We start from the raw sequence: 20141 nt of genomic DNA on the forward strand, positions 1-20141 counted from the left end.
TTGCTAAGCTACACATAAAATAATCTTGGAGAGAATCGATACTTTTGTTTTTTATTCATTGGAAAGACTGTTAAAACATATCGAATCGCCTAAGGACCTCAAAAAATTAACCTTGAAGGAGTTGCCCAAGCTCGCTAAGGAATTGAGGGAATTTATCATTGATATTGTTTCTACGAAAGAGGGACATTTAGGTGCCAGTCTTGGGGTTGTGGAACTTACCATTGCCCTTCACTACGTATTCAATGCACCGTATGACAAACTTATTTGGGATGTAGGTCACCAAGCCTACGGACACAAAATCTTGACAGGGCGCAAAGAAATTTTCGATACCAATCGACAATTGGGCGGAATCAGTGGTTTTCCAAAACGAAGTGAAAGCGAATACGACGATTTTGGGACCGGGCACAGTTCAACAGCGATATCTGCCATCTTGGGCATGGCCATGGCCTCAAAACTCAACAAAGACTTTAGCAAACAACATATTGCCGTAGTTGGGGATGCTTCCATTGCGAGCGGAATGGCATTTGAAGGACTTAACCATTTGGGCGTGACAGATGTCAACGCATTAATTGTCTTGAACGATAACGCTATAGGAATCGACCCTAGCGTAGGTGCATTAAAAAAATATCTTACCAATGTTAAGGCTGGAACCGCCAAGGACGAGAATATTTTTGAATGCCTCAACCTGAACTATACAGGTCCGATTGATGGTCATGACCTTCAAGCTCTGGTCACTGAACTGGAACGCTTAAAACATGTGGATGGCCCAAAATTGCTCCACATAATTACCACAAAAGGGAAAGGTTTAAAGCAGGCCGAAGAAGACCAGGTGGTGTACCATGCCCCTGGAAAATTCGATAAGATCACTGGGGAGCGGTTAAAGAAATCGGAGGAAGCGCAACCACCAAAATATCAGGATGTGTTTGGACATACCCTTGTGGAGTTGGCCAAAGAAAATGAAAAAATCGTAGGGATTACCCCTGCTATGCCCAGTGGAAGCTCGTTAAAATTTATGATGGAAGAAATTCCAGAGCGCGCCTTTGATGTAGGCATCGCGGAGCAACATGCCGTAACCTTGGCCGCAGGTATGGCCGCACAGGGGCTGGTCCCGTTTTGCAACATCTACTCTACATTTTTGCAGAGAGCCTATGACCAGGTCATACACGATGTTGCGCTACAAAAACTCCCCGTAATTTTCTGTTTGGACAGAGCTGGGTTGGTCGGGCAAGACGGTCCTACGCACCATGGCGTTTTTGATATGGCTTTTTTGCGCTGTATTCCCAACTTGACCATATTCTCCCCAATGAACGAGATGGAACTCCGAAACATCATGTATACAGCACAATTGGGATTGGATAGACCTATTGCAATAAGATACCCCAGAGGTCGTGGCGTGACCATAGATTGGAAAAATGATTTTGAATCTATAGAAATAGGTACTGGACGCAAGCTCAAAAACGGGTCCAAAATTGCTGTTCTGACCATTGGACATATTGGCAATACAATTGCCGAACTTATTCAAGAACTGAATAGGACCGAAGAAGTGGGGCACTACGATATGCGCTTTGCAAAACCTCTGGATAAGAATCTTCTCCGCACCGTTTTTGTTACTTACGAGCATATTATTACCGTTGAAGATGGCACAAAGCAGGGTGGTTTTGGTTCCGCAGTACTCGAATTCATCAACGAGGAAGGTTTATCAAAACCTGTTAAAATATTTGGAATCCCGGACCAATTTGTGGATCATGGCGATGTCTTGGAGACCCACCAAATGGCTGGTATAGATTTTGATACGATACACTCATACATACAATCAACCTTAGACCAATGCGATTAAACTGTTTTTTAATTTTATTTCTAGCCGTTTTTCTATCTGCCCATGCCCAAGTTACCCAGTTAAAGGCGTTTGAAATTGATAGCACCAATGGCAGCTTTAAGATAATTCGCATTAAGGATGTAAAGCTCAAATACCTTACCCGGAATGCAAAACTGACCGACCCTCGTACAGTATTGAACAGAGTAAAGCCTTTGAGTATATGGTACAATCGGTTCAAGCCTACTTCTTTTTGGAAGAAGACCAACAAATTTGGCCTCAACGTAAGCGAAGTCTCATTTGTCAACTGGAATGCAGGGGGGGACAACTCTGTTTCGGCTCTCGCGAGCGCTGATTTTGCCCGTAACTATAAATTCCGTTACCTAAGTTGGAACAATGAGGCCCAGCTTCGATATGGCCTCAATGCACAAGAAGGAAGAAAACTCCGCAAAACGGACGACCAGATTCGACTCTCCACCACTCTGAGTTTTAGGAAGGACACCATTACCAACTGGTACTATTCGGTAAAGGCCAACATTCGGACACAATTTTCCAATGGTTATAAATATCCTGATCGCGAGACCCCCATTTCAAGGTTCATGGCCCCTGGATATTTGTTTGTCGGTGTCGGTACATCATATATACCCCCAAAAGACCAATTCAACCTTTATATTTCACCCGCTACCATGAAATCGACCTTTGTATTGGATGAGAATCTCTCCAACCAGGGCGCTTTTGGTGTAGAAGAAGGAGACAGGGTGTTTTTGGAACTTGGTTTTTTGGTAACGAATACTTGGGAAACCGAAATTACCAACAACGTTCTTATGAGCCATCGCCTCAACCTATATACAGATTATGTTCGGAGTTTTGGGAACATAGATGTGGATTGGGAGCTTAACTTCAATCTCAAGGTAAACGACTTTCTAAATGCAAACATTGGAACTCATATCATCTTTGATGATGACATCAAATTTGATGAGGAAATTGCGGAAGATGGAACCGTAATCAGCCCGGGCGTGTCCAAAATCCAGTTTAAGCAGTTACTGGGGGTAGGACTGCTCTATTCATTTTAAACCTTTCGCCCTGTTAATTTATCATGTATATGAACGGCGGCACTATCGGACAGACTGGCCACAAAACAACTGGTGCCCAATAATATTTTATAGATGGAAGCATCCGTATTCCTATAGTTTTCAGGCAAACTTTTGATGAGCAATCGGTCATAATTGGTATCCTCCCCTTCCTTTACATTGATAAGGGCCGTAGTGTACATATCCAATAAGTCCGAAATAATCCGATATCCGGCCAATTCCTTATCCACAACCTCGGTGGATTGATATATCTTTTCCACGCTCAGTTTAATGATATCATCAACTTGGGCTATATATTTTCCTTTGTCCAATAAAGACGCATCAAACTCACCATTGAGAATCTTCTCCTCGTTTGTTACAAAAACGTCTACTGCATCCCCTATCAAGGTACTGATGGCAAGCGCCCTCAAATAGCTCAATCTATCACTGGAGGTGGTCATGGCATTATACTTTTTGGTATTGATGTTGTCCTTTACCAAATTGATCAGATACTCCAAGGCATATTCCTCGGGTATCAATCCCAAATTGATGCCGTCCTCAAAATCGATAATGGTATAGCAAATATCGTCCGCAGCCTCCACCAGATAGGTCAATGGATGTCTTAAAAATCCTGTTTTCGGGTGGGCAGGATTGGGCAAAAGACCTATTTCCCTAACTAATTCATTAAAAAACTCTTTTTCGGACTGGAAAAAACCAAACTTCTTATCGGCAATGTTCCTCGATGGTTTTTTGGGCAGGGAAGCTTTGGGGTATTTTATAAAGGCTCCCAAAGTGGCGTAGCTCAACCGCAATCCCCCCGGCACTCCTTCACGGGATTCTGTCAACAACTTAAACCCGTTGGCATTACCTTCAAAATCAATCAAATCTTGATATTCCTCTACTGTGAGAACATCTTCATAAAATTTTCCCTTGCCCTGTTTAAAGTAATTTCCGATGGCCTTTTCCCCACTGTGCCCAAACGGTGGATTTCCAATATCATGGGCCAAGGCGGCAGCGGCAACAATAGCTCCAAAATCATTAAAATGATGACCATGGACTTCGGACAGGAACGGATACTTCGACAAAACTTGCTGTCCGGCAATGCGTCCTAAACTTCTTCCTACCACGGACACTTCCATGCTGTGCGTAAGGCGGGTATGTACAAAATTTTTCTGCGAGCCTACTGCAATCGGCATTGGAAACACTTGTGTTTTGTCCTGTAAACTCCTAAATGCTGATGAAAAAATGATTCGATCGTAGTCCACCTCGAACCCTAGCCGGGTTTCGTTCTGTTCCTTGCGAAGGCGTTTTCCCGTATCCCCGTATCTTTTTAAAGAGAGTAGCTGTTCCCAGTTCATAATGATTTATTGGTGCAATATACGTTTAACCTAAATCATAGACCAACATAGGGGCTTTACATTGCTTTACAATGCTTAATGATTACTTAAACTTAAAATTACGGTAAAGAAATTTTCAAAGTCCAATTTTGAAGCGGATTTCTTTATGGATATTAGTTTTTGTCGACTATTCTTCGAAATCTGATGGCTACCTTTCAAAAGGTAGCCTTTTTTATCAAAATGACATCCATAAGATAACATACAGGAAATGTTAACTTAACATTGGGTACGGTTATTTGCAGCGACAAAAACTAGTACCGTAATGAATACCCCAAAGTTAACCCTCATTGGGATTATCTTTATATTCACTTGCACGCATTTTTCTTATTCTCAAGAAATTAGACCAACGCATTTTGGTGACGGATTGCTCAACATTATTGGCAAAGACAGCACTTGGTCCATGAAAGTGGGAGCAAGAATGCAATTATTATCCAATTTTAGCTGGACTGATGAAGGGCAAAGTAAATTTGCCAACCCAGAGCAGGATTTTTTGGTAAGACGTGCACGGCTTAAATTCAACGGCTTTGCCTATTCCCCAAAACTTAAATACAAGATTGAGCTTGGTCTGTCGAACAGGGATATGTCGGGGTCATCAGAGTTTACGGGCAATACGCCAAGATACATCCTTGATGCCGTGGTCATTTGGAATTTCTACCAGAACTTTGAACTTTGGTTTGGACAAACCAAGTTGCCCGGCAACATTGAAAGGGTCATCTCTTCCGGAAATCTTCAACAGGTGGATCGCTCATTGTTGAACAGTAGGTTCAATATAGACAGGGATATGGGCTTTCAACTCAGACATCATTTCTATTTGGGCAATAGGTTTTTGGTCCGTGAAAAATTCGCGTTCTCACAAGGTGAGGGAAGAAACGTTACACAGGGTAATCTAGGAGGGCACCAATACACCTCAAGAATTGAGCTGCTTCCCTTTGGGAATTTCGTTAAAAAAGGTGATTACAGAGCTGCCGATCTCAACAGGGAGCAAACGCCTAAACTAATGTTCGGAACCACTTATGACATAAACAACAATGCGGTTAAAACTAGGAGCAATATGGGCAGTTATATGTCCAATGATATTGGGTTCCACGAAACCAACATCTATACACTGTTCCTTGACCTTATGTTCAAATACAGGGGTTTTTCACTTATGGGAGAGTTTGCCCATCGCGATGCCGGTGAACCAGTGGCATTGAACTCCGACAATACTCCTACGGGAGACGTTGTGCAGGTAGGGAATGGACTTAACCTGCAATCGGGTTACTTGTTCAAAAATAATTGGGAGGTATCGGCCCGATTCACCAACATTGAATTGGACATGGAAATTACAGGTAAAAATCCGCAAAAACAATATACATTAGGGCTATCAAAATATATTGTAGGACATAAACTAAAGGTTCAAACAGACCTTAGCTATTTAAATATTGACAATGGTTTGAATGAGCTGATGTACCGTCTACAGGTAGATGTACATTTTTAAAAAATAACCTTAACATAACTTATCAAAAGCGTATTCTCTTGATATTTGAAAAATTTTTTTGATTTCTAATTATGGACAACATTTACTTTTTAATCCTTGTGGCCTTGGGCATTCTGGCCATTGCAGATCTTGTTGTTGGCGTTAGTAACGATGCGGTAAATTTTCTGAATTCTGCTATTGGTTCCAAGGCAATATCGTTCAAGACCATCATGATTGTGGCAAGCGTGGGCATAGCCTGTGGAGCCATTTTCTCTAGCGGTCTTATGGAAGTTGCAAGGAAAGGTATTTTTAACCCCGGTGAATTTTATTTTGATGAGATCATGTTCATTTTTATGGCCGTGATGATCACTGACATACTACTATTGGACTTTTTCAATACCATAGGAATGCCCACATCAACAACGGTTTCCATAGTTTTTAACCTTTTGGGTGCCGCTGTTGCAATGGCCATCCTAAAAATAGCAAATGTAAATGGTAGCTTCTCCGATATTGTGCATTTTATCAATACGGACAAGGCGATTGAAATAATCATAGGAATACTATCGTCAGTTGTGATTGCATTTTCCATTGGTGCCTTCGTGCAATGGGTATCCAGGGTATTGCTTTCCTATCAATTTCAAAGAAAGGCGAATTGGGTCGGCGCCGTTTTTGCAGGAATCGCGCTGTCCGCCATTTCTTATTTTATCCTTTTAAAAGGAATAAAGGGAACTCCTTTTGCAGACCAGACATACGGTTTTATAGGAGGTGTAACCATTAAGGATTATTTGGAGACAGAAGTCTACAAAGTGGGCTTTATCAATTTTGCTTTTTGGGCTATTTTGTCCTATGTACTCATACAATTCGCCAAAGTCAATATTTACAAAGTTATCATAGGGGTTGGCACGTTCGCTTTGGCACTTGCTTTTGCAGGAAACGACCTTGTCAATTTTATTGGTGTGCCCATTGCTGCTTGGCAATCCTATGTAGCATGGTCGGGGTCAGGAGTGGATGCTTCTGAATTTAGTATGGGAATCTTGGCTAACACTGTAGAGACACCTACCCTTTTGTTGTTCCTATCAGGAATGATTATGGTGGCAACTCTATGGATGTCCAAAAAAGCCAGATATGTTGCCGATACCGAAATAAATTTATCCAGAGAAGGTGAGGCCAAGGAAAAGTTTCAGCCAAACTTTCTATCAAGAGGCCTGGTAAGGTTTTCCATCAATTTGTCTACATGGGCTTCCTCCATAGTTCCCGACTCAATACAAAAGAAAATCAATAAACGGTTTGAAAAGCCCACCGTGAACCTTTCAAAGGAAAAAGTGCTTCAATTACCTGCTTTTGATATGATAAGGGCTTCGGTGAACTTAATGGTTGCCGGTATCTTAATATCCATTGCCACATCTTACAAACTCCCCCTTTCAACTACCTATGTCACCTTTATGGTGGCCATGGGTACTTCCTTGGCCGATAGGGCCTGGGGTGCAGAAAGTGCTGTTTACAGGGTTGCTGGGGTTTTGAACGTAATCGCAGGATGGTTCAGTACGGCCATAATTGCTTTTATTGCTTCAGGAGTGGTCTTGTCCCTTATTAATTTTGGGAAAGGTGCCGCCATAGCCATGTTGTTGTTCGCAGCGGTTCTTCTTTTGGTAAGAAATTATATATCCTACAACAAAAAATCCAAGGAAATCAAGGTCGAAGATCGCTTGAGAAGAGCTGAAAGCAGCTCCATACAAGGTGTTATTGAAGAGACTGCGGCCAACATTGCCAATGTGGTAAAGCGTAGCAATAAGATTTATTCCAATTCTATTAACGGTCTTGCGAAGCAGGCTTTGGATTCCCTAAAAAAGAACAAAAAACAAGGAAACAAACTTGCATTGGAAATAGAAGACCTCAGGGAACACACCTTTTATTTCATCAAGAACTTGGAAGAGGCCCATATCGGAGCCAGTAACTTCTACATAAACATAATGGGGTACCTGACAGATATGTCCCAATCCTTGGAATACATTGGAAAAGTGAGTTACAATCACGTTCAAAACAACCATAAAAAGCTAAAGTACAATCAAATAAAGGAGCTCAAGGAAATCGACCATAAATTGGAGGAAATCTTCAACAGTACCCAAAAGGCGTTCGAAGAAAAATCTTTTGAGCAAATAGGCGCCATATTGGATTCCAAGCAAGAACTTTATGATTTGGTTTCCCAAAAGATAGACATCCAAGTGTCCCGAACAAGAACAGAGGAATCGAGCCCAAAGAACACCACGCTATATTTCTCCCTATTGCTCGAAACAAGGGACTTGATTACCGCTATGATGAACCTTTTGGAACAATACTATCGCGAACACGATAGTACGGTTCAACCAGCCACTATCGAAAAAAAATAAAAACGGTATCTTTTCGTCCTCATTAATTTTAATAGGATGAAAAGATATTGTTTAGCTCTACTTGTTTTTAGTCTGTTATCCGCTGCTTCCGGGCATTCACAATCCCTTCCTGCGGAAAATATTCTAGAAAAGGCCATTGCTTTTCACGATCCCAACGAAAATTGGCAGAACTTACAGACTACGTTTAAAGTTGTGATGCAAACCCCGAACCGCCCAGAGAGAACCAGCATTATAAAGGTGGACTTTCCAAAACAGGAATTTAATCTGGATGTATCCCAAGGAGATAATACGTATTCCTACCAAATTGAAAACACATCCTGCGAGATTACCTTGAACGGAAGTAAAAAATACACCCAAAAGAAAGCTGAAGAGTTCAAATTGAACTGTGAACGCGGCAATTTCATGAAAGACTATTATACCTATCTCTACGGACTCCCCATGAAGCTGAACGACCCAGGAACCAACTTGGAACCAAAAGCTGAAAAGAAAACATTCAAAGGCAAAGATTATCTTGTTCTAAAGGTAACTTATGATGCAACAATCGGAAAGGATACTTGGTATTTTTACTTTGACCCTACCACCTATGCCATGGAAGTATATCAGTTTTACCATGATGAAAGCAAAAATGATGGAGAGTACATCATTTTAAAGGGACTGGAAACCATTGAGGGGATAAAAATGCCAAAAACAAGAGCGTGGTACATGAACAAGGACGATAAATATTTGGGCACCGATACCTTGTCAAAAGAGGCACAATAGCCTACCTATAAAAATTCATTTCATCCATATACTTCCAAACCGTATATGGCAATAACGGACGGATATTTTTTCCTGCCTTATGTGCCTTACGAATAAAAGTGGAGGAAATTTCCATAATCGGGGCATCGACCCGAGTGATCTTGGGATGGTCTTTAAATTCATGTTCCACAACGCCTTCTGAAACTCTAGGATAGACATGAATGGAATAGTGCTCCAAAATGGTTTCATAATTCTTCCATTTATGGAAATTCTTCAAATTATCTTCTCCCATGATCAGTGAAAAACGATGGTCGTTGCCATAGCTGTCATCCAAATGGGCCAATGTATCTGTGGTATAGTTTGGCTGTGGGAGGTCGAACTCTATTTTACTGGGCTTTAGTTTGGGATACTCTTGTACTGCCTCAAAAACCATTTGATACCGATGATTATTGTCCAGAAGCGATTGCTTGACCTTAAACGGGCTTTGCGGGGTAATTACGAACCAAACCTCATCCAAATCGGAAAACTCAACCATATGGTTCGCAATGATCAAATGACCAATATGTATGGGGTTGAAGGTCCCGAAAAAGAGCCCTACCTTTTTCATGGTCTAGTTTTCTTTTGGAGGTATCTCTACACCGAGGAATTCTGCCACCAATTTATGAGCTTCGTCTAACGCAACAGGTAAATCATAATTTTTGATGATTTTATCAAACTGAGGGGCCGTGGCAAGCTCCACTGAAGCTTTCGCAATTCTCATATTGATCTTATCGTCGCTCTCGGTACTTCTCTTTTTGAGCCTGATCTTAAGTTCATCAACACTGGGTGGCTTTACAAATACCGCCAAAGTCTTCTCAGGAAATTTCTTTTTGATTCTTAGTCCACCGGACACATCAATATCAAAAATTACATTTTTTCCTTCTGACCAAAGTCGTTCCACTTCGCTTTTAAGGGTGCCATAAAAATTGTCCCTGTACACTTCCTCCCATTCCAAAAAGTCACCGTCCTTGATGTGCCGCTTAAATTGGGAAACGGACATAAAATAGTAGTTGACACCATTCTTTTCCTTGCCCCTACGTGGACGTGAAGTGGCAGAAATGGAAAATGCCAAGTTGAGTTCGGGTTGATTCAACAAATGTTTCACAATGGTCGTTTTTCCACTGCCCGATGGTGCAGAGAAAATGATAAGTTTACCGCCTTCCGTCATAACACATTCAGCATTTGTTCCTTGATTTTTTCCAATTCGTCTTTCATTTGCACTACCAATTGTTGCATGGGGGCATAGTTTGCCTTAGAACCAATGGTATTGATTTCCCTTCCGATTTCTTGGGAAATGAATCCTAGTTTTTTTCCATTGGAATCATCGGAGTTTAGGGTCGATTCAAAATATTTCAGGTGGTTGGCCAACCTTACCTTTTCTTCTGTGATATCGTATTTTTCCAAATAATAGATGAGTTCCTGCTCAAACCTATTGGCGTCCAGCTCCACCTTTAAATCGGCCACCGCTTTCTCCAATCGTTCACGTACTGTTCCAAGTCGCTCGGGATCCATGGTATTCACCTTTTCCAATAGATCGTTCAAGTTGTTGAGCCTTGCTACAAAGTCTTCTTCCAAAACTTTTCCTTCTTCATTTCTAAATTCGACGATTTTGGAAAGGGCTTCGTTCATAGCCTCGATTATGGATTTGTACTCTTCCTCATCAATATCATCCTTATCCGTTTTTAACGTATCCGGCATCCGCAGGGCCATCTCCAGGAGTTTAATGTCGTCTCCCTTGACGATATTGGCCAGTTGATCCATATAATTCCGAACCACACCTTGATTGACTTCTGCCGTAGTCTCCTCTCCTGTTATTTCAACATAAAGATTAAAATCAACCTTGCCCCTCACCAAAGCTCCAGCTATCATTTTGCGTAGTTCCAGTTCCTTTTCGCGATAGAATTGCGGAAGTCTGGCATTGATGTCCAAACTCTTGCTATTGAGCGATTTGAGCTCTATAGTGATTTTTTTGGAAGGAAGCTGCACAATATGCTTCCCGAAGCCTGTCATGGATTGAATCATAGATGTATGATAAATTTTGCCAAAGGTAACCAAAATAGGTTACTGGCACTTTAAAGATTCTATCTGGCAAACGGTGAAAGGGAGTTAATTCAACTCCCTTACCCAAATATTTCTATAGCTTACCCTACTGTTGTCCCCATGATCCTGAAGTCTAAGAGGTCCCTTTCCGTGTGGAGGGTTTTTAGGCCAACCAATGTAAGGGGTGGTTCCCTTGATCTCTACATGATCTTGCACCAAAACACCATTATGTATCACGGTAAGGGTACCGGACTTTACTTTTTGACCTTTTTCAAACTCCGGTGCGTGATAAATAATATCATAGGTATTCCATTCCCCTGTGGGCACGGAAGCCATAGCCAAAGGAGTGTGTTGTTTGTAAATGGAGGCGACTTGCCCATTAACATAGGTATCGTTGTCATTGTTATCCAACACTTGCACCTCGTAGAGTCCGTTCAGAAAGATTCCACTATTTCCCCTATTCTGACCATCCCGCTGTACTTCGGCAGGTGATTTCCATTCAATATGCAACTGAACGCTACCAAAATCCTGCTTGGTTTGAATGTCTCCTGCTTTATCCTTCACCGTCATGCTGCCATCCTTGTTCAAAATCCATTTGGCCTCTGTACTGTCTGCCGCACTTACCCATTTGTCCAAAGATGTGCCATCGAACAACACAATGGCGTCGCTTGGCGGTGCACCATTCTCACCAGGGGTCACTTTTGGCGGAACAGGTTTATATAATTCGGTCGCCTCAGGTTTTGTGGGTTCTACTTCCTGAGCATTAACGAATAAACCTGTCATCACGGCAACTATCCCCAAAGTATATTTCAATCTTTTCATTCTACAACTCTTTAATCTTAATATCCCTGAATGCTACCACATTCCCATGGTCCTGCAATCCGATCTTACCTGTTTTAAAAGCGGCGAAATCTTCCCAGTCGGCAAATTTGGAATTGGCAATCAATTTGTCCCATTCCGGACCTTCCAACGGAAACTCCACAATTTTGGTCCCGTTCAAAATTACATGACCTTGGTTGGTCTTGTGATTGATCATCAATTCCACGGAGTTCCATTCGCCCGCTGGTTTGACCACTTTTTCAGATGGTGGAACAATGTCGTACAAGGATCCCGCCAAACGATCTTCTCCATTTTTTGCATCAGGGTGTCTCTCGTCATCCAAAACTTGAATTTCCGGACCGGTAACGTATGGCTGGCCATATTCCTCCCCTTCCTTTACGCCCCAAAAGAATCCACTGTTTCCTCCTTCGGCGATCTTCCAATCCAGGGTCAGTACAAAATCGGTAAACTCTTCATCGGTAACCAAGTTGTAGTTGGCTCCTTCGGGTCTTTCTTCCATTGGGTAAAACACCATGGCCCCATCTTCCAGTTTCCAAGGTTCGGTTACCTCTCCCCCATTGTACATGTGCCAACCATCAAAACTTGTCCCGTCGAACAAGGTGGTCCATTCAGCTTCTTTTTCTTCAACTACCTCCGTCATTTCTTCTTGAACTTCTTCTTTGTTTTCCTTTGGTTTGTCCTTGCAGGCAAATACTGCTGCAAGAGCTATAAACAACAATGGTTTTTTCATAATCCTAATATGTTTTTAAGTTTTTGTTCATCGATATCCGCTCCGGCGAAATCATCAAATGTTTTTGTGGTTGCTTCTATAATATGATCTTGAATAAATTTGGCTCCTTCGCGAGCTCCTTGTTCAGGGCTCTTAATACAGCACTCCCATTCCATTACTGCCCATACATCGCATCCGTATTGGGTCAGTTTGGAGAAGATTGTCTTAAAATCTATTTGTCCATCTCCCAAAGAACGGTACCTACCTGCTCTATCTCCCCAATCGTTATAACCACCAAAGGCTCCTTTTTTCCCAGTTGGATTAAACTCGGAATCCTTCACGTGGAAAGATTTTATAAACTCATGATAGTGGTCAATGTAGGTAATATAATCCAACTGCTGAAGTACGAAGTGACTCGGGTCGTACAAAATATTCACTCTTTTGTGGTTACCTGTCGCTTCCAAAAAGCGTTCAAAAGTATCACCATCATGAAGGTCTTCCCCGGGGTGGATTTCATAACAAACATCCACGCCTTCTTCATCAAAATGGTTAAGGATGGGCATCCATCTATTGGCCAGCTCCTCAAAACCCATCTCTACCAATCCGGCAGGTCTTTGGGGCCATGGATGAGCGGTGTGCCATAGCAAGGACCCTGAAAATGTAGCATGCGCCTTTAGTCCAAGTCTTCTACTTGCCGTAGCGGCCTTTTTAACGGTCTCAATGGCCCATTTTGTCCGCTCTTTTGGCTTGCCATGCAATGCTTCGGGAGCAAAGTTGTCGAACATGATATCATACGCAGGATGAACCGCTACCAACTGCCCCTGGAGGTGGGTAGATAGCTCGGTGATCTCCAAACCATAGGAATTTATCGTTCCTTTGAGTTCATCACAGTAATCTTGGCTTTCGGCCGCTTTGTCCAAATCTATCAAGAAGGATTCCCACGTTGGTATCTGAATCCCTTTGTATCCAAGATCTGAAGCCCATTTGCACATACCGTCCAAAGTATTGAAGGGAGGTTGATTGTCCACAAATTGCGCTAGGAATACGGCCGGTCCTTTAATTGTCTTCATTTAGTTAAAATTTAAGGAATTAGGAAATCCCAAATTAATTGGGATTTATCTTTTATATTTAAGAAAAAAACTATGCTATTTTTAGGTCTCATGTAGAAAAACATAAATATAGGGATTAGCTAACAATTAAAACAACATTAAAGTGATTGAAAACAAAGTTTATGATGCCATTGTTGTAGGAACGGGCATAAGTGGCGGTTGGGCCGCCAAGGAATTATGCGAAAACGGACTCAACGTATTGGTGTTGGAACGAGGGCCAATGGTGAAGCATATTGAAGATTATAAAACCATGAACGATGATCCGTGGGATTATACCTTTAAAGGAGAGCTTTCCCGTGAGGACAAAGAAAAATATCATAAACAACTTAGGGTCGGGTGGGCGCCCAAAGAAGATGTAAAACACTTTTTTGTGAACGATTTGGAACACCCTTACCAAGAGACCAAACGTTTTGATTGGATCAGGGGCTATCAAGTGGGGGGAAGATCCCTGACCTGGGGACGACAAAGTTATAGATGGAGCGACATTGATTTTGAAGCAAACCAGAAGGAGGGTATTGCCGTAGATTGGCCGGTGCGCTACAAAGATATTGCTCCTTGGTACGACAAAGTGGAATCCTACATAGGCGTTAGCGGGCAGGCCCTTGGACTTAAGCAGTTGCCCGATGGTGTTTTTCAGCCACCTATGGAACTCAACTGCGTGGAAAAAGAGCTTCAAGAATCCCTGAGCAAAGAATTTGATGATGGCCGATTGCTGACTATTGGCCGTGCGGCACATATTACTGAAAACACTACCGATTTTACGGGTCGAGGACCTTGTCAATTTAGAAGCCGTTGTTGGAGGGGTTGTCCCTTCGGAGGTTACTTTAGTAGTAATTCATCTACCTTGCCCGCTGCGGAAAGAACCGGAAACTTGACCTTGAGGCCAAATTCCATTGTTCACGAAGTGGTATATGATGAAAACCGCAACAGGGCCACAGGTGTAAAAATTATAGATGCAGAAACGCAAGAAAAACTGGAATTCAACAGTAAAATAGTTTTTCTATGTGCTTCCGCCATGGCATCGGTGGGTATTCTGCTACAATCCAAATCCAACAGGTTTCCCAATGGAATGGGCAACGAACACGACCAGCTAGGCAGAAACATTATGGACCATCACTACCAATTGGGCGCATCTGCCAAGGTCGATGGACATTTGGACAAATACTACAAGGGCAGAAGACCCAACGGGGTTTATATTCCGAGATTTGTTAATTTGGACGAGAAAACCAAACGCCCCGATTTCCTTCGTGGTTTTGGGTATCAAGGAGGGGCCAACAGAACCGATTGGTCGGAAATGGTTGCAGAGATGGGATATGGAGAGGCGCTAAAAGAATCCATTTTAAAGCCTGGAGGCTGGGAAATTGGATTGGGCGGCTTTGGTGAAATGTTACCGTACCACGACAACCGAGTAACCTTGAGCAAGGACAAAAAGGATAAATGGGGACTGCCCCAACTGGATTTTGACGTTGAATTCAAAGAAAACGAATACAATATGCGAGAAGCCATAAAGGTAGAAGGTGAGGCTATGTTGAAAGCGGCCGGCTTTAAAAATATTTCCGTTTTTGATATGGAGACAGGACCAGGTCTAGGTATTCACGAAATGGGAGGTGCCCGAATGGGCCACGACCCAAAAACCTCTGTACTTAACAAGGACAACCAATTGCATGCAGTACCCAATGTTTATGTTACCGATGGGGCTTTTATGACCTCTTCCAGTTGCGTAAACCCATCTTTGACCTATATGGCATTTACGGCAAGGGCCGCCAACCATGCCGCGGAACAATTCAAACAGAATAAATTTGCTTAAAAAGCCTACTTATGGAAAATGCTTCTGCCCGAAATCTTTGGGGCGACTTTTTGGATGCTCATTTAGAGTTTGCCTCTGAAGACGCTCCGAAGGTCATATACTTTTTTGACAATGAAAAGGATGCCGACCTATGCGCGGATTTAATCTGTAAAGAAACCAAAAGAGCCACTACCCATTCGCTAAAGGGAATACAGCTCCGAAATGAAGCTTTGCCCAAAATAGGAGATTTTTATGTGGTCACGGATTGGAACGGAAATGCCAAATGTGTTATCCGGACCACCGCGGTTAAGCTTCTCCCCTACTTTAGCATCAGGGAAGAGCATGCCCGTTTGGAGGGTGAAGGAGATAAAAGCCTCGACCATTGGAAAAAGGTCCATTGGGATTATTATACCCGGGAATTATCTGAGTTAGAAACCAAACCTACCGAAAGTATGATTGTGGTGTTTGAGCAGTTTGAGATGCTTTATAAAAAATAATGGCTGCCAATTGGCAGCCATTACCTATTCTTTGTTGAATACATAAGGATTTAATCCATATCCACCCAAATATTTCCTTGTTTGTGGGAAGCTACCGTGTTCTCTATAAAATTAAGTCCACGTACACCGTCCATCATTGTAGGGAATTCACCATCATTGTATTCTTCACCACGGATGGCCCTTGCAACACCTAGGTAGATATTGGCCATAGAGTCAAAAATACCTTCTGGGTGTCCAGGGGGCAACTTTGTTCCGTCCAAAGACAGTTTGGAATTGTACTGATGCCCTGGTTTATATACCTGCAACGGTTCTGGATCATTCAACTTGTAGAGGTAATTTGGGTTTTCCTGTTCCCATTTCAATCCTCCTTTTTCACCGTAAATGGCTATGGTGAGATTGTTCTCCTCACCTGTGGCCACTTGGCTGGCCCTAATGACTCCTTTTACGTTTTTGCCCATGCGAATAAGGGCGGTACCATCCATATCCATGACATTGTCATCATACATATAATTGAAATCGCAGAGCAAGGATTGCACCTGCAGACCGGTGGTGTATTCTATCATGTTAAAGGCGTGTACACCGATATCTCCCATACAAGAACTGATTCCCGCTTTTTTGGGGTCGAGTCTCCATACGGTCCTACGCTTTTCCTTATCGTGAATAATAGGGTTCATCCAACCTTGATAATATTGCGCATCAACTTTGTGTACTTTCCCAATAACACCGTCCTTTATCATCTCGCGCATTTGTCGCACCATCGGATAACCTGTGTATGTATGTGTTACGGCAAATACCTTTTTGACTTCTTTAAGGGTCTCTTGAAGGATTTTGGCCTCTTCATATGTCGTGGTCATCGGTTTTTCACAAATGACGTGGAATCCGTTGTCCAATAACTTTTTTGCCATTGGAAAGTGCAAGAAGTTAGGCGTAAGAATGGAGCAAACTTGAATACGTTCGTCTTCTGGAAGCTTCATTTCTTCTTCTATCAATGTATCAAAATCTTTATAGATACGATTGGTTGGAATATCAATTTCCTTGGCAAAAGCTATACTTTCATCATGGTCTGGGTTAAACACAGCACCAACAATCTCGTAATTATCATTAATAAAGGCTGCCACCCTGTGCAGCACACCAATAAGCGAATCCCCTCCTCCTCCGAGAATTCCGAGTCTAATCTTTTTAGGCATTTTTATTATTTTATTTTCAATTATACTACTTCTTCTGCTGTATGGCCCTGAGGCACTCTTCTTTCTTCCAATTTCTTACGAAACAGGAACAAAATGGAAAACAGAATCAACACTGCCAACGGAAAAAACATCATTTTCCCCAAGGTTGCCTTTCCTGCTGCCAATTCCGCCACCTCATCGGCAAGTCCAGATGAAACAGCTGTTTCTTTTGCTGTGTCCAACCAACCGCCGATCACGGGTTGCCATATGGCCGTGGAGAACATTCCTGCCCCACCTACCAAGGACATTCCCAATGCTCCCGTTTTGGGAAGGTATTCGGAAGTAAACCCAATCATGGTAGGCCAAAAATAACAAACTCCCAACGCAAAAAGAACGGCTGCCAAATAAATCATGGAGCCTTCGGCAACACTCATGCTATACACTGCTGCGGTAGTTATCAGGGCGGACATCACCAAAACCCCAATAGGATTAAGCCTATGTACAATGGGCCCGGCAAAATATCGGCCTATGGCCATAATACCGGTCACCATGGCCAAGACCAACATGGGGCTTGCCCCAGAATTACCCAAAATTCGTTCCACCCATTGTTGAGGGCCAAATTCTGAAATTGCGGTGAGGGTCATACACAACATGATAAAAATGAACAATGGGTCTGCAAGACCTTTGATGTTCTTTGTGGTGTCCGTTTCGATATGTTCGCTTTCTGGAAACTGTTGCTTAAAGAACATATATCCGTAGATAAGCGTAGGTATCAACATTACCGCGATCTGCAATTGCCAACCCATTCCAAAATCGGTCATAAACTTGGAGATAAGGGAGCCGATTACAATTCCTCCAGGGAACCATACGTGGAACCTGTTCAACATGGCTGTACGGTTCTTGGTGAACATATCGGCGATCATTGGATTACAGGCCGCTTCCACCGAACCATTGGCAAAGCCAATAAAGAAGGTGGATATAATCAATGTCCAAAACCCTCCTGCCATTATAGTAAGGATCAATCCAAGCATGTGGCAGACAAATGCTGTTACCATGAGTTTACGTGCCCCAATTTTATTGTAGAGCAATCCACCAAAGATCATGGCAATAGGGAATCCAAAAAAGCCCATACTGTTTATCCAACCTAATTGTTGATTGGAAAGCATGAATTCCTCCCCTAATTGGGTCAATATACCCGCCCTAATGGCAAAGGTCATGGATGTAACCACCAGCGATATACAGGCTGCCAGAAATAGCTGATTCTTGTTTACGTTTTTCATTTTTGTTTCAGTTAATTTTGGTTGTATCTATAATCTTATGTCCTATTTTGATCATATTTAAATCAAAGGGTGTCCGAGCATGTGCATTCCCGATTACCTAAGATTTATATTCTACTTTCTCGTTCTTGAATATTAATGCAAACAACACGAATACTACTGCCGCGAATGCTGCTGGATAAATCCAAATACTTTCCCAAGCATGGGCGCCGTCTTCCATAGTAAGTGAATCGGTAATCTGTCCTGCGATCCAAAAACCTATTAACATTCCCACTCCATAGGTGGCCAATGTGATCAAGCCCTGTGCTGCACTTTTGTACTTTTTACCAGCTTTTGTATCGGTATAAATTTGTCCGGATACAAAGAAGAAATCATAACAAATTCCATGCAGTGCAATCCCAAGAATCAGCATAAAAGATAATTCATCAGCATTACCATAGGCGAACAATAGGTAACGAACCGTCCAGGCCAGCATACCTACCAATATGGTCTTCTTAAATCCAAATCTGGTGAAAAAGAAAGGTAGTGCCAGAATGAAAAGTGCTTCGGAAATTTGACCGATAGCCATTTTACCTGTTGGGTTTGGTAATCCTATTTCTGACAGGAACGGGTTGGCATTTTGATAGTAAAAAGCCAACGGGATACAAATTAATACTGATGATATAAAGAACACCAAGAAGTTTTTATCCTTCAACAGTTTCAATGCATCAAGTCCCAACACATCGGAGATGGTCACTTTTTCGCTTTTGTCCACCTTTGGCGGTGTCTTTGGCAATGTGAAGCTGAAAAGTCCCAAAATTGCCGAAGCGATTCCTGCCATCAAAAACGTATTTTTAAGCATTCCCGCTTCCAAGGCTTCTGGAGAGTCCCAAACAAAAAGGTAGCTTATTACCAACCCTGCGATAATCCAACCAATGGTACCAAACACACGGATATTCGAGAACTCCTTTGCTGGGTCTTTCATTTGATTGAACGATATGGAATTCACCAAAGCCAATGTTGGCATATACAAAATCATATAGCCCAATACGTATGGATAGAAGGCGGCAAAATCGTCCGATTGATACATCTGGTACATTAAAAATGCACCGATAAGGTGCAATACCCCCAAAATTCGTTCGGCATTAAAATATCTGTCAGCAATAAGTCCAATAATGAACGGAGCTATTATAGCACCCCATGATTGGGTGGAAAAAGCCATCGAGGATTGCCCTGCTGTTGCTTCTAGATTATTCCCTAGGAATGTTCCCAGGGTAACAAACCAACCTCCCCAGATAAAAAATTCGAGGAACATCATAAAGGAGAGTTGGAATTTGGTCTTAATATTCATTGTTGGTATTCAAAAATTAGTAATTATCGTTTGTAATGCACATAGTCCAAAGGCTCGGGCACTATCCCCGCATTTCTCAACTCCATCATAATTTGCCCCCTATGGTGCGTGGAATGATTGATGATATGAAAAAGGATGTCCTCCAGTTTATTTGAAAAATTCTTTCCTGTACTGTTGGTATATTCCACTCGTTTATCAAAAGTATCCGTGCTGGATACAATTTCAAAGGAAGTTCGTTGATTTTCGTAATGAATGTCTTCCCATGTATCTACCTCATGCAGGTCCCAGACTCCAAATTCAGTTGGGTATTCCAGTATCCTTTGGTTCCAAATATGATGGGCATTTAGTATATGACTAAAAAGTCTAATGCAGTTGTCCGGAACCTGGCCCGGACCACTGCATTGTTCAATTATTTTTTTGTTACAATAGAAATTGTAATCGAAGAGCTGTTGTAAAAATCCCTTCATCTACCCATTTATATTAAGTA

18 protein-coding genes are annotated in these 20141 nt (G+C 42.2%); 7 read left to right on the forward strand and 11 right to left on the reverse strand.

Annotated features, from left to right (window positions below):
• Positions 1–25 precede the first annotated feature (25 nt).
• Positions 26–1837, forward strand: coding sequence for a 1-deoxy-D-xylulose-5-phosphate synthase (gene dxs / locus DCK90_RS06880; protein WP_108245447.1), 1812 nt, complete (start codon positions 26–28; stop codon positions 1835–1837).
• Positions 1828–2886, forward strand: coding sequence for a DUF3078 domain-containing protein (locus DCK90_RS06885; protein WP_108245448.1), 1059 nt, complete (start codon positions 1828–1830; stop codon positions 2884–2886). The genes dxs and DCK90_RS06885 overlap by 10 nt, the downstream gene beginning before the upstream one ends.
• On the opposite strand, the gene dgt is transcribed toward DCK90_RS06885, so the two are convergent.
• Entirely contained in the window at positions 2883–4241 is a 1359-nt protein-coding gene (dgt, locus tag DCK90_RS06890; RefSeq protein ID WP_108245449.1) for a dGTP triphosphohydrolase, read from the reverse strand. The genes DCK90_RS06885 and dgt overlap by 4 nt on opposite strands.
• Positions 4242–4542: 301 nt before the next feature.
• Here dgt and DCK90_RS06895 point away from each other — a divergent pair, with 301 nt between their 5' ends.
• The 3 genes from DCK90_RS06895 to DCK90_RS06905 all read left to right on the forward strand — a co-directional run bounded on the left by DCK90_RS06895 (position 4543) and on the right by DCK90_RS06905 (position 8882).
• On the forward strand, positions 4543–5757 hold the full coding sequence (locus tag DCK90_RS06895; RefSeq protein WP_108245450.1) for a porin: 1215 nt from the start codon (positions 4543–4545) through the stop codon (positions 5755–5757).
• A 71-nt stretch (positions 5758–5828) separates the two neighbouring features.
• Positions 5829–8123, forward strand: coding sequence for an inorganic phosphate transporter (locus DCK90_RS06900; protein WP_108245451.1), 2295 nt, complete (start codon positions 5829–5831; stop codon positions 8121–8123).
• 36 nt (positions 8124–8159) lie between these two features.
• Entirely contained in the window at positions 8160–8882 is a 723-nt protein-coding gene (locus tag DCK90_RS06905) for a DUF6503 family protein (RefSeq protein WP_108245452.1), read from the forward strand.
• Between the two features lies 1 nt (position 8883).
• Here DCK90_RS06905 and nadD read toward each other — a convergent pair whose 3' ends face one another.
• The 6 genes from nadD to DCK90_RS06935 form a co-directional block, all read right to left on the reverse strand.
• Positions 8884–9468 carry a nicotinate (nicotinamide) nucleotide adenylyltransferase gene (nadD, locus tag DCK90_RS06910; RefSeq protein ID WP_108245453.1) on the reverse strand — a complete coding sequence of 195 codons (585 nt, stop codon included), beginning with the start codon at positions 9466–9468 and terminating at the stop codon, positions 8884–8886.
• A 3-nt stretch (positions 9469–9471) separates the two neighbouring features.
• Positions 9472–10068, reverse strand: coding sequence for a guanylate kinase (gene gmk, locus DCK90_RS06915; RefSeq protein ID WP_108245454.1), 597 nt, complete (start codon positions 10066–10068; stop codon positions 9472–9474).
• Complete coding sequence (locus tag DCK90_RS06920) at positions 10065–10922, reverse strand: YicC/YloC family endoribonuclease (RefSeq protein WP_108245455.1); 858 nt, start codon at positions 10920–10922, stop codon at positions 10065–10067. The genes gmk and DCK90_RS06920 overlap by 4 nt, the downstream gene beginning before the upstream one ends.
• Positions 10923–11006: 84 nt before the next feature.
• Positions 11007–11723, reverse strand: a complete 717-nt coding sequence (locus DCK90_RS06925; RefSeq protein WP_108245929.1) for a 3-keto-disaccharide hydrolase — start codon at positions 11721–11723, stop codon at positions 11007–11009.
• A gap of 40 nt (positions 11724–11763) precedes the next feature.
• A complete protein-coding gene (locus tag DCK90_RS06930) occupies positions 11764–12510 on the reverse strand; it encodes a 3-keto-disaccharide hydrolase (protein ID WP_108245456.1) in 747 nt (248 codons plus the stop codon).
• On the reverse strand, positions 12507–13559 hold the full coding sequence (locus DCK90_RS06935) for a sugar phosphate isomerase/epimerase family protein (protein WP_108245457.1): 1053 nt from the start codon (positions 13557–13559) through the stop codon (positions 12507–12509). The genes DCK90_RS06930 and DCK90_RS06935 overlap by 4 nt, the downstream gene beginning before the upstream one ends.
• A 142-nt stretch (positions 13560–13701) precedes the next feature.
• Between DCK90_RS06935 and DCK90_RS06940 the strand changes: the two genes are divergently transcribed.
• Together DCK90_RS06940 and DCK90_RS06945 are read left to right on the forward strand one after the other, a co-directional pair.
• Positions 13702–15405, forward strand: coding sequence for a GMC oxidoreductase (locus DCK90_RS06940; protein WP_108245458.1), 1704 nt, complete (start codon positions 13702–13704; stop codon positions 15403–15405).
• A gap of 11 nt (positions 15406–15416) precedes the next feature.
• On the forward strand, positions 15417–15881 hold the full coding sequence (locus tag DCK90_RS06945; RefSeq protein WP_108245459.1) for an ASCH domain-containing protein: 465 nt from the start codon (positions 15417–15419) through the stop codon (positions 15879–15881).
• A gap of 50 nt (positions 15882–15931) precedes the next feature.
• Here DCK90_RS06945 and DCK90_RS06950 read toward each other — a convergent pair whose 3' ends face one another.
• From DCK90_RS06950 to DCK90_RS06965, 4 genes are all read right to left on the reverse strand, one after another.
• Entirely contained in the window at positions 15932–17068 is a 1137-nt protein-coding gene (locus DCK90_RS06950) for a Gfo/Idh/MocA family protein (RefSeq protein WP_108245460.1), read from the reverse strand.
• Positions 17069–17088: 20 nt separating this feature from the next.
• The gene (locus DCK90_RS06955) at positions 17089–18327 is read right to left on the reverse strand and encodes an MFS transporter (RefSeq protein WP_108245461.1); all 1239 of its coding nucleotides are present in this window, start codon (positions 18325–18327) and stop codon (positions 17089–17091) included.
• Between the two features lie 97 nt (positions 18328–18424).
• Positions 18425–19654 (reverse strand): nucleoside permease, encoded by a 1230-nt coding sequence (locus tag DCK90_RS06960; protein WP_108245462.1) that lies wholly within the window; start codon positions 19652–19654, stop codon positions 18425–18427.
• A 23-nt stretch (positions 19655–19677) separates the two neighbouring features.
• The gene (locus DCK90_RS06965; protein ID WP_108245463.1) at positions 19678–20121 is read right to left on the reverse strand and encodes a DinB family protein; all 444 of its coding nucleotides are present in this window, start codon (positions 20119–20121) and stop codon (positions 19678–19680) included.
• Between the last annotated feature and the right edge of the window lie 20 nt (positions 20122–20141).

The organism is Muricauda brasiliensis (assembly GCF_003057865.1).
Classification (GTDB): Bacteria; Bacteroidota; Bacteroidia; order Flavobacteriales; family Flavobacteriaceae; genus Flagellimonas; species Flagellimonas chongwuensis.